Origin of the sequence: Bacillus cereus group sp. MYBK216-1, assembly GCF_051916495.1 — a bacterium.
Lineage (GTDB): Bacteria > Bacillota > Bacilli > Bacillales > Bacillaceae_G > Bacillus_A > Bacillus_A thuringiensis_K.
Genome location: NZ_JBQAGT010000002.1, coordinates 489853 through 506125, shown reverse-complemented (window position 1 = coordinate 506125; position 16273 = coordinate 489853). Strand labels below are relative to the sequence as shown.

Sequence of the window (16273 nt, the reverse complement as noted above, 5' to 3'; positions counted from 1 at the left end):
TCAAAGGTGTTACATGTATTTTCTCTCAATTAATTTTTACAACCCTCTCTGTTATATAAAGATGATTATAAAACCTCTAAAATCATTGTTCAATTCAATTATTTATATAATAATGATAGGTATAACCTATTATTATACTTGAGGTGATTCCAATCGAATTACGACAACTTGAATACTTTTTAGCTGTTTCAAAAGAATTACATTTCACAAAAGCAGCTGAGAAATTAAATATTTCACAGCCTTCTCTAAGTCAACAAATACGTGCATTAGAGCATGAACTAGGAATGCCACTTTTCGATCGAATTGGTAAAAAAATATCTTTAACTGAAGCAGGGAAGATTTTATTATCACATAGTAAAACCATTTTTCATGAAGTCGAACAAGCTCGTTCAGCTATTCAAGACCTAAACGGATTACAGCAAGGTTCCTTAACAATAGGGGCTTTGTTAACCGTCGTAAATTATTTACTACCACTAACTATTTTAAATTTCAATAATTTATATCCCAATATAGAGCTTTCTGTATTAGGGCTTCGTACAGGAGATATTCGTGAAAAATTATTACAAAACGAACTACATATTGGAATTACATTTCTCCCGGTGCAAGATAAAGAGATTATCTCTATACCTCTATACAAAAGCGATCTTACATTAGTCGTGCCCACTGGTCATCGATTAGCTGAACGTAATCATGTATCTATTGCTGAATTACAGAACTATCCTTTAATTCTTTTACCTAAAAATTTCTTTTTAACCGAACTAATTACATCTTATTGTCAAAAATTCAACTTTAAACCAAGACCAATTTTAGAAATTAGCACGATGGAATCTTTAATCCAAATGGTTTCCAAAGGAATGGGAATTACAGTGTTACCCAAACCATATATAGACTTTTTACAAAATAATAACATTCAAGCTATTAAAATAGAAAACCCTACTCCAACAATTGAAATAGGGTTAATTTATAGAAAAGATAAATATATGTGTGCTGCAACTCAAGAATTTATTGAACAACTAAAAAGCACAGTAAGTTCTTTCCAAAACTAAAAAAAAGAGATTATCCTATGAAACCGTTTCACAACGATCTAGTAGAATAATCTCTTTTCAAAACAAAGTAAACATTATATTAAACTCTTATAGATTTTAATGTACCTTTTTAGATATTGGAATATATTTAGTAAAATATGCACCAACTAGCAATAATACAATTGAAAATAACCAAGTAAAAGCACCGCCAAAGTGAAACCAATATGCAAACATATTTAAAATTGCGAGTGAAAAGAAGCAAATAGAAGTTAACGCACTTTTCAATCCTTTTATCCCGGTTTTTTTTCTCTTTTGATAAGCAATATACATCGCAATGACAAGAAAAAAGATAAGAATAAATGGTAACATAACTTTTAGCATTGGTAATCCCTCCAGTGTAAATGCACTCTCTTCATTATCATCTTATCTCATTTATCTTTTAGGCATCAATTCATTCTTATCTTCCCTCCAAAAGTCAGTATAAGTTTTATTTTTAAAGTTCACGTTCACCTCAGAAAACGGCATACTTCCTCCAACTTTCAATGAGTACCAGTCGTTTAAAAGTGGTGATCCGAAACAAATCTTCATTGTACGATCATGTAAATCGAATAATACAGAATGTAAAGTTCCAAACCATTCTTCATAGTTATGTACAGTCAGTCCATCAGGATATTCTTCTTCTACTAACTTTTTTAAAGACTCTATGCTCACTTGTTCATATCCATTTAAATGCTCATGTAAAACATGATATCTCTTTGTAGATTGTTCTAATTTCCTATTATTTAATTTCTGAATTGATGAACTAACTGCATGGTTTGTTGATACAATAAAAGCTTGGTTGTCACCATCAATCGTTGTTGTGGATTTATGACCGTCAAATATTTCAATATGTGCTGCGTTTAAAGGATCAGCTACTATTAAATTAATATTACTAGCAATTGGTATTTCTTCTATTAGTGATTTAGCTTCCTGCACATTTTTACATTTCTCCAACAACAATCGAATTACCGCAAAACACTGTAAACCATTTACCATTGGCTTTCTTAAACCTGCAATGTTTCCTACTGGTTGACCACATGCTGAAAATGTAACAGATAATCCATGTTCGTTAACCCCTTCTGTTCGACCAAAATATTGAGTAGAAAAGCCACTATGCGCATACGCACCTTCAACATGCGTCGAGCAAAAACGCATATCATCTATTACTGGTGACAAATCATAATTTCTTAATACATAAGTGTGAGTTAAATCTGTCTTTTTAGGTAATACTGCACAATGACTACAACCTGCTTTCAATAGTGTTTGATAGTAATACATCATATTTTTCGAAGGAATTTTTAACACTTCACAAAACCCTTCAATTTCTTCATTTATGCCTGGACAATGTTTGTTTAGTATATTTCTCGATTCTGTCCAATGGTTATTAGATATTATATTTTCTTCGTGTATAAATTGCGGGATGAGATACGGATTTTGTTTCACGAATTCCCCTTGTTGCTTTCCAGTCTCATAATAACTTCCTTTTAATGATGAAAAATACCCCTTTACTTGATACATCAAATTCCCCCTCACATTGGATATATCCATATCATACCAAATGGATTTCATTCATCCTTGATGTTTTTTACTATCTTTCTTTAACACCATCCCATTTTAATATCTCCACTAATAATTATTTACTAGACAATTAAAGTTTTGTTAATATTGCTGTAATAGCTTTATTTCAAAATAAAGTAGTTTGGATATCAAATGAGCAAAATACTTTGTTAAACCCACTTATAAGCAATCATCTAATTCATGAAACTAAGAAACTTATTTATCAAAACAAAAAGAGAATTTATGTATGAATAATTGCAAACCAATTGATGAATTAACTATTGAAGACCTAAAACAAAACCCCATATGGGAATGGGCAATAGATGAAGAGGAAAATGAAGAACATGACGAAACATGGGTAAAACCAGCAGCAACTACTAATCTTACAGAAGAATTAAACGGTTCAATTGTACTAGGCGAATTATTCTTACATAATGGTGAAAAATTCCCTATGATGTGTGAAATTGATATCGAAGGTGACGAGGCCGTAATTCGTTCTGTTGTTTATTATAACGAAGCAGAAAATGAGTATATTGCTATAGAAGATATTGTGAAAACGGTCGAAATGCCGTTATCGATTATTATTAACCTTACAATTCATGTAGAATCCAAAACCTTACGCTTCTCTGCACATAAAGTAGATATTTATAAAAATTCAATAACAACTAATTTAAATTAAAGTTGGCCGAAATAAAGAAAACAATTATGAAATACAAACTGGGGAATCATTAACGATTCTCCAGTTTTTTTTAACTATATTAAAGTATCCCCTTTTCCACTAAAGTCTCTGCGATTTGAACTGAATTCCAAGCCGCACCTTTTAATAGGTTATCGGAAACAATCCAGAGGTGGAATCCGTTTGGCATATCAGGATCTTTACGTATTCTTCCGACAAATGTATCTATTTTCCCTTCTGCATATAATGGCATTGGATACAGCTGTTTACTAGGGTTATCCTGCAAAATAACACCTGGTGCATCCATTAATACTTCCTTAATTTCCGTAACGGTTGCTTCTTTTTCCAGTTCTATATAAACCGATTCTGAATGCCCTGATACAACTGGAACACGTACACAAGTAGCTGCCATTTTCAGGTTTTCATCTTCTAATATTTTCTTCGTTTCTTGAATCATTTTTACTTCTTCAAAAGTAAAATCATTGTCTGTAAATATATCTACTTGAGGCAGTACATTAAACGCTATTGGGTAATGTTTTTTATCTTTTTTCGCCGGTAATATATTACTTTTCACTTCTTCACCAGCAAGCATAGACTTAGCCTGCTCTTGTAATTCATGAATCGCATGAATGCCAGAACCCGATACGGCTTGATATGTTGAAACGATGATTCTTTCTAAACCGAATGATTTTCGAATCGGCTGAAGTGCTGTTACCATCTGTAATGCTGAACAATTTGGAACTGCAATGATACCTTTATGCTGCTTTAAAGTATGCGCATTCACTTCCGGAACAACGAGCGGTACACCTTGTGCCATTCGGTACTCACTTGTGTTATCAATTACAATCGCACCACTAGAAACTGCATGAGTTACAAATTGTCTAGATACTTCTCCCCCAGCGCTAAAAAAGGCAATATCTACACCTTCAAAGCTAGTTGTTTTTGCCTCTTTTATAATTATCTCTCGTCCTTTGAATCTTACTTTCTTACCAGCGGATCGTTTTGACGAAAGCAATGTAACTTCAACTATATTAAACTTCATTTCATTCTCTAACAGTTCAATAATTTTTTGCCCTACCGCACCTGTAGCCCCAACAACAGCTACATGATAGCCCTTTTTTTTCATCTTTTCTCCTCCAATATCACCTGAATGAATATTTCTACAATTTCATTTTATACAGAATTTAATCATTTGGAAAATTAAAATACATGATATAATCATTCACAAATCATGATAATAAAAGAGGGATCGCTTATGGAAATGAGACATGTTAAAACATTTTGCGCCATTGTGAAGTATGGTAATTTTTCTAAGGCTGCGCATGCGCTAGGTTATGCGCAATCTACTGTTACAGCACATATGAAAGCTTTAGAGAACGATTTACATATTCCTCTTTTCGATCGGTTAGGGAAAAAAGTGCTACTTACAAAAGCAGGTCATCAATTTCATCCTTATGCATTAGAATTACTTTCAATATATGAAAAAGCGCGAGAAATCCCCCAAAATACAGATTATTTAGAAGGTACATTAAGTATTACATCTAATGAATCATTAGCGGTATACCGATTACCACAATTATTACGTACTTACAAACAGAAAAATCCAAAAGTAAATATCGTACTTGAAACAAACACAAATGAACAAGCATTACAAAAATTACGTGAAGGAGAAACAGACGTTGTCTTCATAATTGGAGAAAGTATAGAACATAATGATTTTATTACGCGTACTTTTAGTAATGAAACATTTGGATGGATTTTACCAGCTTATTCCTCTGCACATACAAATCCATTCCAGTTATTACAGGACACCCAGTTCATTTTTACAGAACAAAGCTGCGGCTATAGGCCAATGGTAGATCGTTTTTTACGTCAAAGTGGAAATATTCCAGCTAAAACATTTGAAACTTCCAATGTTGAAGTCATTAAACAATCCGTTATGTGTGAGTTAGGCATTTCAATTCTTCCTTATATCGTTGTACAAGAAAGTTGCCAAAAAGGACAACTATGTTTTCAACCTATCGAAACTCCAACAGTTATTCAAAGTTATGTAATCTATCATAAATCTAGATGGATTTCCCCGGTATTACAATCGTTCCTTTCCTTACTTGAACGAGACTAAAATATTAAGACGTACATAGAAAAAGAGTAATTGCCTAATAAGCAATTACTCTCTTTCATTAATTAGTATACTATTTATTAGTCTGTCCCCCACCTGCAATTAATTTACTACCTGAATATGTACCTTTGTTCATAAACACTTGATTAATTAATTCTTTTTGCTCAGCTACCGACATTACTCCTTTTCCTTCTCCTAAATTCCCACTTTGTAATTTCCAAATCTTATTATGATCCCCATCAACCTTTTCATATTTTCCTTGTTTCCATCGTTCTAAAATTTCTACATATGTACTTCCCTGTACAAGATCATTACTCTTTACAATATCAATTAAGCTTTCAATCCGCTCTTGTGTAATAAAAATATAGCCCCACTTTTGATCAGCTTTCGCTTTTTGATGTGCCATTTCATGTAATGCTGTCTGTATGTTCTCATCTGTCCATTTAAAATTTTTATTAAAACCACTATTCGGCAATGAATAATTTCCATTTTCTAAAAGCTTTGCATCTTCTGCTTTTACGTTACTATCAGCTAATACTTCTACTGCTGGAGCAGCTGGTGATGCCTTTTTCGCAGCTGGTTTACTATTATTTAAATAATGCAGCATACCATATGTTAAACCTACTCCAATTACCGCCATACCAGCTATAACACCTATTATTTTCAAAAATGTTTTCATCTCGCTTGTTTCCTCCCAAATTTCTCTGTTCTGACTACCTAATTATTTCTTATATAAAAACTGTTACTTCATTCAAAATATCGCATCCCATCCCCTATCATATTATTTATATATACTTCCTCATATTGTATTTCTTTTTCTTTAAAATTGAAAGATTATTCTGTTAAATAATGAAAATATTCTACAAATTTTTCCTTTATATTTATAAAGAAACAAAAAAACAACGAGCGCGTTCTACAACACTCGTTGTTTTTACTTTATGCACGATTTTCTTTTAACCACTTCGTAATAGCATCTAACTTCGAAACATCAAAACGTCTTTCTTCACACACGTTCAAATTTTGTGAGTTTCTCACTATTTCTAATTCATTATTTCTTACACTTTTTGCCTCAATTAATTTACAATACCCATCTGTAACAGTATTTAAATTTTCATAATAACGCTGAAACGATTTTGATATATGTAAATGTTTTTCAAAGTTTCTTCTTCTTTTCGTCTCATCAGATACTTTCCGCTTTCTAAGTTCTTCATCGTTCGTATATAAATAAAAATATTGATCCGGAAAGCCAATTTCCCTATTTATCATCTTTTCTTTATAAAAATTTTCTATTAAAGATAATGGCTGATTAAATATATCAAAATGAAAACACCAATTATAACTAAGTGGCTGATAAATATCGCCATCGAGTATTACTAATTCATATTGCTTTGACTTCTGAACAGCTATATTCCAGCGCTCAACTTGTTTTTCAAAATACCATGTTCTATGTTCATTTTTTGGCCTTTCAAATAAAGAATTCACTTCAGGTATTATATAAGCACCATAATTCTTTTCTAATTCACGGCACGTGGTACTTTTACCAACAGCGCTTGCTCCCTCAAATGCTATTATCCCCATAGTTTCTCCCTCTTTCATTAACTAAAATTTCGTTGTTTCACTTTTCTTCCCCATAACTTTCTCCATAAAACAATTGAAGCAATAGTGAGCATGATTGTTGTAATGATACTACCTTCAATTCCGAACGTGCCTCCATGCAATGTTTCTGGTCCATTTGTTATAGACTTAAAAATTGGAGTAGAATATACAGTTGTGCCACTAACTGCAAAACCATATACATTATATTGAGCCCAGTTCCAAATTGAGTGCCATGCACATATTCCCCACAGACCGTCTTCTTTCAATACATATAAAGCTGCGAAAACACCCACTAATATTATATTCGATATAGATAATATTGTAATTCCTGGATTAAGTAGATGAAGAAATCCAAATAAAAATGAAGTTACAATTATTCCAACCCATATACGACTTCTAACAGAAAGAACCGGGAATAACCAACCTCGTACAATAATTTCTTCCGTTGCCCCTTGTATTAAAAATGCAACTAGAGATCCTACTATTCCTACTATCACTGTTGAGGTAATATGTTGTACTTGCAATTTCACACTCCCCATTAGTAATAGTAGAATAACTGGCGTTGAAATAAATACAAACCCTATTAACGCACCTTTTAAATATTTTCTCATCCATTTCTCTTTCCAAAAGCCAATAGATGAAAAAGGTCTTTTTTCTACAAAACGAACCCATATAAATAAAATAAATATAGCTCCGCCAAACGTTAACACCATTCTAACATTGTCATAAATACCTTTCATGAATATCGTTTCAGCTTTCGGTAAAAATAACATAAATAACATAAAAAGTTCGCCTAAAGTCAAAAATATAATGGCTAATATTACAGCAAAGACTGGATGGACCTTTTTTCTCCCTGCTTTTGCTGCTTCAATTATTAAAAATGAATTATTTTTCACTTTCTTTTCTCCTTTTATAATATTTAACTACCAACAGTAAACATCCATATTTTACCACAAAAAATACATTATTAATATTTACTCTAAGTTTTTCTTACATGATTTTGCATAAATCCAAATTAGGAATAATATATAAATAAAAGAGGTGCCTTTGTGCCTTTACTATTATCACCCAGATTACTCAGTGGTATTACCAGCACTTGCTATTTCCCACCATTTGTTGTAAGATAGTAATTAAGGTCAATTTAACACTATATTTTCTTTGCATATTATCAAGTATCAATCAGGGACAGTTTGTACTCCTTATGGGTTTTTGATAATATGTGAAATTTTATTTTCATTCAAATAAGGCCGATCATATTGTAATTTTTCTACTTTTAGGAGGCATTACCATGACATTAACAGGTAAAGTAAAATGGTTTAACAGCGAAAAAGGTTTCGGTTTCATCGAAGTTGCAGACGGTAACGATGTATTCGTTCACTTCTCAGCTATCACTGGCGACGGCTTCAAGTCTCTTGACGAAGGTCAAGAAGTTAGCTTTGAAGTTGAAGAAGGTAACCGCGGACCTCAAGCTAAAAACGTTGTAAAGCTATAATTCAAACAATAAAAAGGTTGTTACCAGCAAGGTTAACAACCTTTTTAATATATAACTAAAATTTTTTACATAAAAGGAGTGGTTACATGTATCGCAATCGAAAGAACGATGTAGCAGAAGTACCACCAGAACAAACCCCTGTTTGGGAATGTGAATCAGAGGATTGTTTAGGATGGATGAGAAAGAACTTTTCATTTGAAGAAGAGCCTAAATGCCCTTTATGTAAAAGTAGCATGAAAAGCGGAGAACGTTTATTACCTAAATTAGGTTAATTTATAATAAAAAAAACCTCTTTTAATTAAGAGGTTTTTTTATTATAAATTTATGTCCTCAATATCAGTTCGTACTATAGAATACAATAATGCATCGTGTTGCTTATTTCCTTGATGAATATATCCGCGCAATAGACCTTCCTTTTGGAAGCCAATTTTAGATAACATTCTACAAGAAGTAACATTTTCAGGATATGTAATAGCTCCAATTCTAAACAAACCTAAATCTTTAAATCCATAATCAATAATTTCTCGAGCTGCTTCTGAAGCATAACCATTTCCCCAATAATGAGGATGCAGATCATATCCAATCTCAGATCGTTTGCTCCATAATTGTAAATTGTTTAGTCCAATTGTTCCTATTAAAACATTCGTTTCTTTTAACACAATTCCCCATCGTATTGCCTTTTTCTCAAAGTAATTTTTTGAAAAAGATTCGATCATACGTGAAGCTTGTCCAAACTCCGTAAAAGAATTCATACCGTAATAACACGTCACTTCATCCAATGAAAAGATTTCATATATTTTTTGACAATAAGATTGTTCTATTTCAACTAAACGTAAGCGTTCTGTTTCTAATATAGGAAATGCCATAGGATCACTCCTTTCTCTCTACTCGTTCATTATATCAGAAAAAATATGTATAATTAGTAAAGTCCTTATTGTTCCATAAATCAAACATTTCTAATGGCGCATTCCCTCTTTATTCTATATACACGAATTGGATACCTTCTGATTGCCAATCAAACATGACGCTATAATTTCCATAAATCTAATTTTAAATTATCAAGAACTGTAAAGAAATTGTTTCTTCATTTTCTCCTTCTAAACAACCACCCTACCCCATACATTTATGGTAAAATATAGTTAATGTATTTTTTTATTGTGGAGGTGTAAATTTCCTATGTATATATTCATCGGCTTATCCCTCTTACTCATATTACTTATTTTTTTATTCGCAAAAAAATTCACACCAAACTCATTCATGATGACTAGCTTTAAAGGCAATAGCTTTAGGACATTTTCAATCGGTATTTTAATCGCTGCCATACTCTCACTTTCATATGGAACTTATCATGCAGTAACATATCAACCTAGTTATTTAGATATTAAATTAAAAAATCAAAATTATACTGTTTTCGGTAATGTAGGCGAATTCGGTTATTTCTCCGAAGAATTATTAAAAAAAGATACAGAAGTACAACTATATTTCGTCTCTTGGAAAACAATACAGTTAAAAAATCCGGTAATACTTATAGAATATCCTTCAGGAAAACAAGAAACATGGAAGCCAAATATCGTATCAATACCGGTAAATAAATTACAAGAAAAACATGATATAAAAGATATTTATCAACTATCACCGTATTCATTTAAAGAGTCTGGAGAAATAACATTAACAATAAAAGAAAACAATGTAAAAAACAATACAATTTCGATTCAAATAAAATAAATAAAAACTGTTCCTCCATTTTGCTGAAGGGACAGTTTTTATTTATTCTACAGTATTATTTATTTAATGTAGCCATTATTTCATTGGCTATATTCTTTCCATTTCCAATACACGCACCAATTCCGACACCGTAATATGAGGCACCAGCTAAATATACATTTGGATAAAGATTCGTCATTTTTTCTTGCAATGTTTGAACCGCTTGATTATGTTCTAAATGATATTTCGGCATTAAATCTTTCCAATTTGTAACTTTGACTACTTCTGGTTCACCTTTAATTCCGAGACTTTTTTCAATATCATATAAAGCAACTCGTACTAATTCTTCTTCACTATAATTTTTGATTGTTTCATATACCGGATTGGTGCTCTTATAAAACATTCTTACTAATAATTTTTGTTTACCCGATGTATGTTTCCACTTTCGACTTGTCCATGTGCAAGCATCACAATGTAAATCACTGTTTTCCGTTACAATAAACCCTGTGCCGTCAGCTGGTAGTTGTTCATCTAGTATGTCAAATCCTAAGTAAATACTTATAAGAGATGAGTTTTTAAATGTATTAAACTGCTCATTTAACTCATTAGACTGTAATAAAGTTTGTGCTATATCATGTGGAGCTGCTAAAACAACATAATCAGCTTGTATTGTTTCATGATTTACAAAAGAAATCTCATATCGATCTTCTTGTTTACTTACAGCCGTCGTTATAGCACCTTTTTTTACGACAGTTTCAGTCAGCACTTCTTCTAAGCGATTAATTATCGTAGATAGTCCACCTTTAAATGATACGAATTTTTTATTTCCTGCTGATTGAAATTGTTTTTTATTCTCTTCAAAACCTTTAATAATACTTCCATACTTATTTTTATAATCCAGTAAATATGGTAATGTAGATGCCATTGTAAGCTCATTCAATTTACCAGAATATACGCCTGAAAGCACAGGAGCAATTTGTCTTTCCACTAACTCTTTCCCTAAGAAACTTTCTAAAAATAGAGCAAGTGATGTGTCTTTCGTAAACTCTTTATTTTTCGTTATGAAATCTTTTAAAGCTACGATTTTCCCTTTCGTTGAGACTAGCGTACTGCTAAACAACGACCGGGCGCTCATAGGTATCCCAAATATAGTATCAGAAGGAATCGGATGTAACATGTTTTCAGAATATATGTAAGAAATACCCGTTTCATTATATACCATTTCATCTTCTAAATTTAAATCTTTTACAAGTGGCATAACATATTCATTACGAGCAACGATTGAATCCGCTCCTGACTCCATAATGAAATCCTTTTCTTCCACACTATGGATTTTACCACCTAAATACTCTTCTTTCTCAATAAGAATTAAATTTAAATCGATATTATAATCCTTTTTTAATTTTTCTAAATAAAACATAGTAGAAAGTCCCGTTATACCTCCACCGATAACAACAACTGTTTTCATATGTGCTGCGCTCCTAACCGATACAATTAATAATTCCTTTTTATTATAACCAAAAGTCCTTATATTCGACTAGCAAGTTGCGCATTCTGTAAGAAATTAGACAATATATTTGAATATATTTTCAAATTACCTAATAAAAAAGAACTATAACATTTACAAACCCCGTCATAGTTCTCTTTATTTTAAAAACATAAAGTAATTGATTAATTTGTCTAGTTCTTGACTCAATGCCAATACTTTTTCATGTTGAATTCCATAATCCGATACTAAATATAAAAGTTCTTCTTTTTTTATTTCAATTACTTTTTCCAATTTCGCTAGTTCCATGTCGTTTTACATCTCTCCAAAAATAAAATGTATGTATTTCAGTATAGCCTACTTACATAATTAGTAAAAGTAAAATACGCATGTAAAATCTTACATATTTGAAAAAATAATATACTACTAACAAAAAAAGAAACTAGATTAAGCTTCTTTTTTCAGATTATTAAAGTTCATTAAGAATGAATAACATACCGGAATTTTTCTAATGTTATATCTTTATAATTTGGAGCTCTCTTTATATGATTAAAATAACTAGCAATTGCAGCTGCTCCAAAATGCGCATGCCAAATATCATTTGTTTCTTTTTTGCATTGAGAAATAATTGAAAGGCCGCCTTTTAAAATACTTTTGTTTTCCATTTTCTTTCTCCCCTAATTAAAATCACTATATTTTCATCCTAAAGATGGTGTCAGGACAAATAAAATGTGATTCGATTCATCACTTTTATTCAAAAATCGATGCTTCACATTTGGTGGAATACGTACAACATCGCCTTCTTCTAAAAAATATTCTTTTCCCTCCAATTCTACGTATACTTCCCCTTTCATAATAACAGCAATCTCTTCCTTATCTTCATGGGAATAATGGCTTTCTGTTGTGTTTGCTTGTTTATTTAAATCCATCATTAGCATTTCAATACGTGCTTTCATAAAATCAGGTGTTAATACATCATATACAATGTGATCATTGTTTTCCCGATATACTTTTTTTCGATCTTTTTTCTTGGAAATGAGCGAATCTGTATCAATATCGTTAATAAAAAGTGTAAACAGCGGTACATTTAATGCTTTTGCAATTAACTCCAAAACATTTAAAGAAGGATTAGCATGTCCTCTTTCAATTTGGCTAATTAGTGATGTACTAATCCCTGCATACTCAGCGAATTCACGAATTGTCATATTATTTTTCTTACGATAACTTAATACCGTTTGTCCAAGCCTATCATGTATCATAGTAAAACTTCCTTTCGTCCATCATAATGCATATTTCATTGTCTTTGTGCTGACATACTAAACAAAGGCAAATAATCCTTTCCTATTATCTCCGGGACTTATATACTTACCTTTGTATATTATATCGCACTAAGTTTATTATAATAAACAATCTATCGGAGGGACAAACTTTGAAATCACCTATTCTTTCATATTTCATCTTATTTTTTGGTGTATTCGCCTTATCAACTTCAGCAATTTTTGTAAAATTGGCAGCTGCTCCTGCGACAATCATTGCTTTTTACCGATTATTCTTTGCCACACTGATTCTGTTACCGTTATTACTATTTAATAAAAATAGTCGAAATGAGCTAAAAACTTTAACGAAAAAACAATGGACATTCGGATTCATATCTGGGCTATTTTTAGCTGCACATTATGTACTATGGTTTGAATCATTACAATATACTTCTGTAGCAAGCTCTACAGTTATCGTAACGTTACAACCTTTGTTCTCAATAATTAGTGGTTATTTTTTATTTAAGGAGAGATTTACGAAAGGAGCGGTTATTGGTTGCCTCATCGCCATTTCAGGTAGTATCATCATTGGCTGGCAAGATTTCCAAATTAGTGGAGAAGCTTTATATGGAGATATTTTAGCATTTATCGCTGCTGGTATCATTACTGCTTATTTTTTCATTAGCCAACACGTCCGTAAAGATTTGTCACTTATACCCTATTCGGTAATTAGTTATGGAAGTAGTGCTGGCTTTCTTGGCATATTTGCTTTCACGCAACAAGAATCTTTCATCCATTACTCTACACAAACTTGGTTGTGCTTTATTGGATTAGCTTTCATTGCTACAATTTTAGGACAAACCATTTTTAATTGGTTATTAAAATGGATGAGTGCTACTGTAATTTCAATGAGTATTTTAGGTGAAACAATTGGCACTTGTATGCTAGCGTACTTTATATTACATGAGACCATTTCTTTACAACAAGGACTAGGAATTGCCGTTATTTTTATTGGTTTAGCATTATTTTTATTACAGCCAAATTCTAATGAAAAAGCATGACAGTATACTGTCATGCTTTTAACTATCAATTATGTACAATTAAACCATTCGGTCTAAAACGACTCATCATAATTTCATTAATAAACTTTCCGTGAGCTTTCAAATTCCCTATCTTTACCCCCTCTTCTACAAATCCAAATTTTTCATATAAAGCTCTTGCTTTTGGATTCGTTTCTAACACACCTAGTTCTACTCTCTCTAACATTAACCAATTATCAGCCAGATCAAGCATCTTCATAAGAAGTGCTTTCCCAATTCCTTTATTATGATATTCACTGTCTACCCCAATGAATAAATCGCCTGAATGAGATCTTCGGCCTGGACTTTGTGTTAAACTTACAAATCCAACAACTTCTCCATCATATTCTGCAACAAATTCAAATTGATTTGGTGCTAAATTTCGAATTCTATTTTCCATAGCTTCTACACGCATGCTAGGTAAGAAAACCATATACGGTAAAACGTCATCTTGTATACATATACAATGAATTGCTCTAGCATCTTGTATTTCTACTGCTCTAACGTTAACCCCCATCTTTCTCTCCTCCATATAAATAACAATATATTTGTGTGTATTCTAGAAATGTTCATGAATGACCTTCTCGTCCGTATTTCTTTATGTCATTTTTACATAATTATTCCGATATAATATTTAATTTCCAAAAAGATTAACAACATATCTATATGATTAGCTTTTCACCTTGCTATATAAATTAAGCAAATTTTCAATTTGAATACCATTTATTTCCATACCGACTATATCACAATTTTCTATTTCAATATTTTTCAGATTACTGTTACTTATGGTGCTACCTTCCAAGTCACATTTATCGAATACAATAGGTTCCTTCTCATCTCCGAGACTTGTATTTTTGAATTGTACTCCACCTAAAGTCACCAAATTAAATTTACTGCCAGAAAGATTTAAATCTGCATATGATGAACTTCTAAAATTTATATTTCTAAACTTTGATTGACTTACATTGCAATTACTCATATTCGTATTCATTATATTGCTACCAACAAATGAACTGTTTTTTAAATTCACTTGATAATACCCTGTATTTGCTAAATTACAGTTTTCGTATTGACTATTTTTCATATCTTTATTTGTAACTACACTCTCTTTGTTTGAGCTTGTTTTTATTCTTTTCACGTAACAATACTCATCTTCCGATTCAAAAATCATTTGGTAGCCCATCTTTTTATAAAAGTGATGATTATTAATTTGTCTACTAGATGTTTCGAGATCCCAAATCTTTATGTTTGGATATTCCTTTTCTATTAATTTCATAACATGTGATCCAATTCCTTTTCCTTGATAAACAGGAGCTACAAAAATACGATCAATTCGACCGTACGACTTACCAGAAATCGTAACTATTATCCCTCCAATTATTTCTTTATCCATTACAACTTTGAAAGAATCCAATTCTTCAATGGAATATTCCATCATTTCAACTGAAGAATACCCTGGCGGTTGAATGTTATAATCAATGACATCATCTTGGCCGTATAGCCATTGTTTTGCTTCTGCATCAAATGTTCTTTTCATTATTTCTGTTAATTTCTCAGCATCTAAAATTGTAGCTTTTTCTATAGATATTCTCGTCATTTTCGTTTTCCCCTTCATTATTACAAACCAACCATTTTTGTGAATGGCATAATTATCAATTCACTTTTGTTTTTAATGCTTTTCCCATTATTACATATGGAACATCATTTGTACTTGGATGAAATGGCTCCAATACATTTATCCAATCTAATCTTTCATATAACGAACGTGCTTTTTCATTGTTTATTTGTGTTGTTAAAACACTCGTTCTATTTGGAATCCCTTCTAGTAATTCATTATGTAATTTCGTTCCAAGACCTTCATTTTGATATTGTGGGTGGACTGCTAACTCTACAAATTCAAAACAATCTTGTAACCATTCGTCTACTTGCTCTAGATGTAACGCTTCTCTCATTAATTGATTATAGTACTGTCCCTCCATTGAGCGATAACCATAAGTAAAGCCAACTACTTCATTTTCATCATTTATTGCTACTATACCTTTAAAACCTGTATATTCTATATGCCTATTCATTCGCTCGATCATTTCATTGAAATTTATTTTCTCAAATACTTTACAATACAATTTTGCCATATCCCCAATTAAGATTTCATCTTTTTTAATGCTTACGAATTTCACTTTATCCCCCCCTGTTAAACATTTATATACTTAAAATTTTAAAAACAAAGAAAATTAATACTAATCA

21 protein-coding genes are annotated in these 16273 nt (G+C 31.6%); 7 read left to right on the top strand and 14 right to left on the bottom strand.

What is annotated here, in order from left to right; translation table 11 throughout:
* The first annotated feature begins 143 nt into the window (after nucleotides 1-143).
* A complete protein-coding gene (locus ACTFRH_RS08205; RefSeq protein WP_000612228.1) occupies nucleotides 144-1046 on the top strand; it encodes a LysR family transcriptional regulator in 903 nt (300 codons plus the stop codon).
* A gap of 96 nt (nucleotides 1047-1142) precedes the next feature.
* Here the strand turns inward: ACTFRH_RS08205 and ACTFRH_RS08200 are convergent, their stop codons facing one another.
* Together ACTFRH_RS08200 and ACTFRH_RS08195 are read right to left on the bottom strand one after the other, a co-directional pair.
* Nucleotides 1143-1406: a hypothetical protein gene (locus ACTFRH_RS08200; RefSeq protein ID WP_000921852.1), complete on the bottom strand. Its 264-nt coding sequence runs from the start codon at nucleotides 1404-1406 to the stop codon at nucleotides 1143-1145.
* Nucleotides 1407-1457: 51 nt separating this feature from the next.
* The gene (locus tag ACTFRH_RS08195; protein ID WP_000285238.1) at nucleotides 1458-2582 is read right to left on the bottom strand and encodes a C45 family autoproteolytic acyltransferase/hydolase; all 1125 of its coding nucleotides are present in this window, start codon (nucleotides 2580-2582) and stop codon (nucleotides 1458-1460) included.
* 286 nt (nucleotides 2583-2868) lie between these two features.
* Between ACTFRH_RS08195 and ACTFRH_RS08190 the strand changes: the two genes are divergently transcribed.
* Nucleotides 2869-3300 (top strand): hypothetical protein, encoded by a 432-nt coding sequence (locus ACTFRH_RS08190; RefSeq protein ID WP_001057956.1) that lies wholly within the window; start codon nucleotides 2869-2871, stop codon nucleotides 3298-3300.
* A gap of 79 nt (nucleotides 3301-3379) precedes the next feature.
* Here ACTFRH_RS08190 and ACTFRH_RS08185 read toward each other — a convergent pair whose 3' ends face one another.
* Nucleotides 3380-4423, bottom strand: coding sequence for an aspartate-semialdehyde dehydrogenase (locus ACTFRH_RS08185; RefSeq protein WP_000726549.1), 1044 nt, complete (start codon nucleotides 4421-4423; stop codon nucleotides 3380-3382).
* Nucleotides 4424-4552: 129 nt separating this feature from the next.
* Between ACTFRH_RS08185 and ACTFRH_RS08180 the strand changes: the two genes are divergently transcribed.
* Nucleotides 4553-5419, top strand: coding sequence for a LysR family transcriptional regulator (locus tag ACTFRH_RS08180; protein WP_000425906.1), 867 nt, complete (start codon nucleotides 4553-4555; stop codon nucleotides 5417-5419).
* 70 nt (nucleotides 5420-5489) lie between these two features.
* On the opposite strand, the gene ACTFRH_RS08175 is transcribed toward ACTFRH_RS08180, so the two are convergent.
* The 3 genes from ACTFRH_RS08175 to ACTFRH_RS08165 form a co-directional block, all read right to left on the bottom strand.
* Nucleotides 5490-6095, bottom strand: coding sequence for a PRK06770 family protein (locus ACTFRH_RS08175; protein ID WP_000846985.1), 606 nt, complete (start codon nucleotides 6093-6095; stop codon nucleotides 5490-5492).
* Nucleotides 6096-6352: 257 nt separating this feature from the next.
* The gene (locus ACTFRH_RS08170; protein WP_002005064.1) at nucleotides 6353-7012 is read right to left on the bottom strand and encodes an AAA family ATPase; all 660 of its coding nucleotides are present in this window, start codon (nucleotides 7010-7012) and stop codon (nucleotides 6353-6355) included.
* Complete coding sequence (locus ACTFRH_RS08165) at nucleotides 7012-7908, bottom strand: CPBP family intramembrane glutamic endopeptidase (RefSeq protein WP_000794831.1); 897 nt, start codon at nucleotides 7906-7908, stop codon at nucleotides 7012-7014. The genes ACTFRH_RS08170 and ACTFRH_RS08165 overlap by 1 nt, the downstream gene beginning before the upstream one ends.
* A 392-nt stretch (nucleotides 7909-8300) precedes the next feature.
* On the opposite strand from ACTFRH_RS08165, the gene cspD reads away from it, so the two are divergent.
* Both cspD and ACTFRH_RS08155 read left to right on the top strand, forming a co-directional pair.
* Nucleotides 8301-8504, top strand: a complete 204-nt coding sequence (cspD, locus tag ACTFRH_RS08160) for a cold-shock protein CspD (RefSeq protein ID WP_000176366.1) — start codon at nucleotides 8301-8303, stop codon at nucleotides 8502-8504.
* Between the two features lie 86 nt (nucleotides 8505-8590).
* On the top strand, nucleotides 8591-8776 hold the full coding sequence (locus ACTFRH_RS08155; RefSeq protein ID WP_000286203.1) for a cold-shock protein: 186 nt from the start codon (nucleotides 8591-8593) through the stop codon (nucleotides 8774-8776).
* Nucleotides 8777-8818: 42 nt separating this feature from the next.
* On the opposite strand, the gene ACTFRH_RS08150 is transcribed toward ACTFRH_RS08155, so the two are convergent.
* Nucleotides 8819-9370 (bottom strand): GNAT family N-acetyltransferase, encoded by a 552-nt coding sequence (locus ACTFRH_RS08150; protein WP_000885386.1) that lies wholly within the window; start codon nucleotides 9368-9370, stop codon nucleotides 8819-8821.
* 310 nt (nucleotides 9371-9680) lie between these two features.
* On the opposite strand from ACTFRH_RS08150, the gene ACTFRH_RS08145 reads away from it, so the two are divergent.
* Nucleotides 9681-10229: a hypothetical protein gene (locus tag ACTFRH_RS08145; RefSeq protein ID WP_000275250.1), complete on the top strand. Its 549-nt coding sequence runs from the start codon at nucleotides 9681-9683 to the stop codon at nucleotides 10227-10229.
* A 55-nt stretch (nucleotides 10230-10284) separates the two neighbouring features.
* Here the strand turns inward: ACTFRH_RS08145 and ACTFRH_RS08140 are convergent, their stop codons facing one another.
* From ACTFRH_RS08140 to ACTFRH_RS08125, 4 genes are all read right to left on the bottom strand, one after another.
* Nucleotides 10285-11676, bottom strand: a complete 1392-nt coding sequence (locus ACTFRH_RS08140) for a protoporphyrinogen oxidase (RefSeq protein WP_000860363.1) — start codon at nucleotides 11674-11676, stop codon at nucleotides 10285-10287.
* A gap of 177 nt (nucleotides 11677-11853) precedes the next feature.
* Nucleotides 11854-12003: an aspartyl-phosphate phosphatase Spo0E family protein gene (locus tag ACTFRH_RS08135; protein ID WP_000417698.1), complete on the bottom strand. Its 150-nt coding sequence runs from the start codon at nucleotides 12001-12003 to the stop codon at nucleotides 11854-11856.
* 170 nt (nucleotides 12004-12173) lie between these two features.
* On the bottom strand, nucleotides 12174-12359 hold the full coding sequence (locus ACTFRH_RS08130; protein ID WP_000428904.1) for a hypothetical protein: 186 nt from the start codon (nucleotides 12357-12359) through the stop codon (nucleotides 12174-12176).
* Nucleotides 12360-12392: 33 nt separating this feature from the next.
* Nucleotides 12393-12953 carry a helix-turn-helix domain-containing protein gene (locus ACTFRH_RS08125; RefSeq protein WP_000581041.1) on the bottom strand — a complete coding sequence of 187 codons (561 nt, stop codon included), beginning with the start codon at nucleotides 12951-12953 and terminating at the stop codon, nucleotides 12393-12395.
* Nucleotides 12954-13123: 170 nt separating this feature from the next.
* On the opposite strand from ACTFRH_RS08125, the gene ACTFRH_RS08120 reads away from it, so the two are divergent.
* Nucleotides 13124-14011, top strand: a complete 888-nt coding sequence (locus ACTFRH_RS08120; protein ID WP_000841804.1) for a DMT family transporter — start codon at nucleotides 13124-13126, stop codon at nucleotides 14009-14011.
* 25 nt (nucleotides 14012-14036) lie between these two features.
* Here the strand turns inward: ACTFRH_RS08120 and ACTFRH_RS08115 are convergent, their stop codons facing one another.
* The 3 genes from ACTFRH_RS08115 to ACTFRH_RS08105 all read right to left on the bottom strand — a co-directional run bounded on the left by ACTFRH_RS08115 (nucleotide 14037) and on the right by ACTFRH_RS08105 (nucleotide 16206).
* Nucleotides 14037-14546, bottom strand: a complete 510-nt coding sequence (locus ACTFRH_RS08115; RefSeq protein ID WP_000538743.1) for a GNAT family N-acetyltransferase — start codon at nucleotides 14544-14546, stop codon at nucleotides 14037-14039.
* A gap of 153 nt (nucleotides 14547-14699) precedes the next feature.
* The gene (locus tag ACTFRH_RS08110; protein WP_003301200.1) at nucleotides 14700-15644 is read right to left on the bottom strand and encodes a GNAT family N-acetyltransferase; all 945 of its coding nucleotides are present in this window, start codon (nucleotides 15642-15644) and stop codon (nucleotides 14700-14702) included.
* 37 nt (nucleotides 15645-15681) lie between these two features.
* Nucleotides 15682-16206 (bottom strand): GNAT family N-acetyltransferase, encoded by a 525-nt coding sequence (locus tag ACTFRH_RS08105; protein WP_000673978.1) that lies wholly within the window; start codon nucleotides 16204-16206, stop codon nucleotides 15682-15684.
* Between the last annotated feature and the right edge of the window lie 67 nt (nucleotides 16207-16273).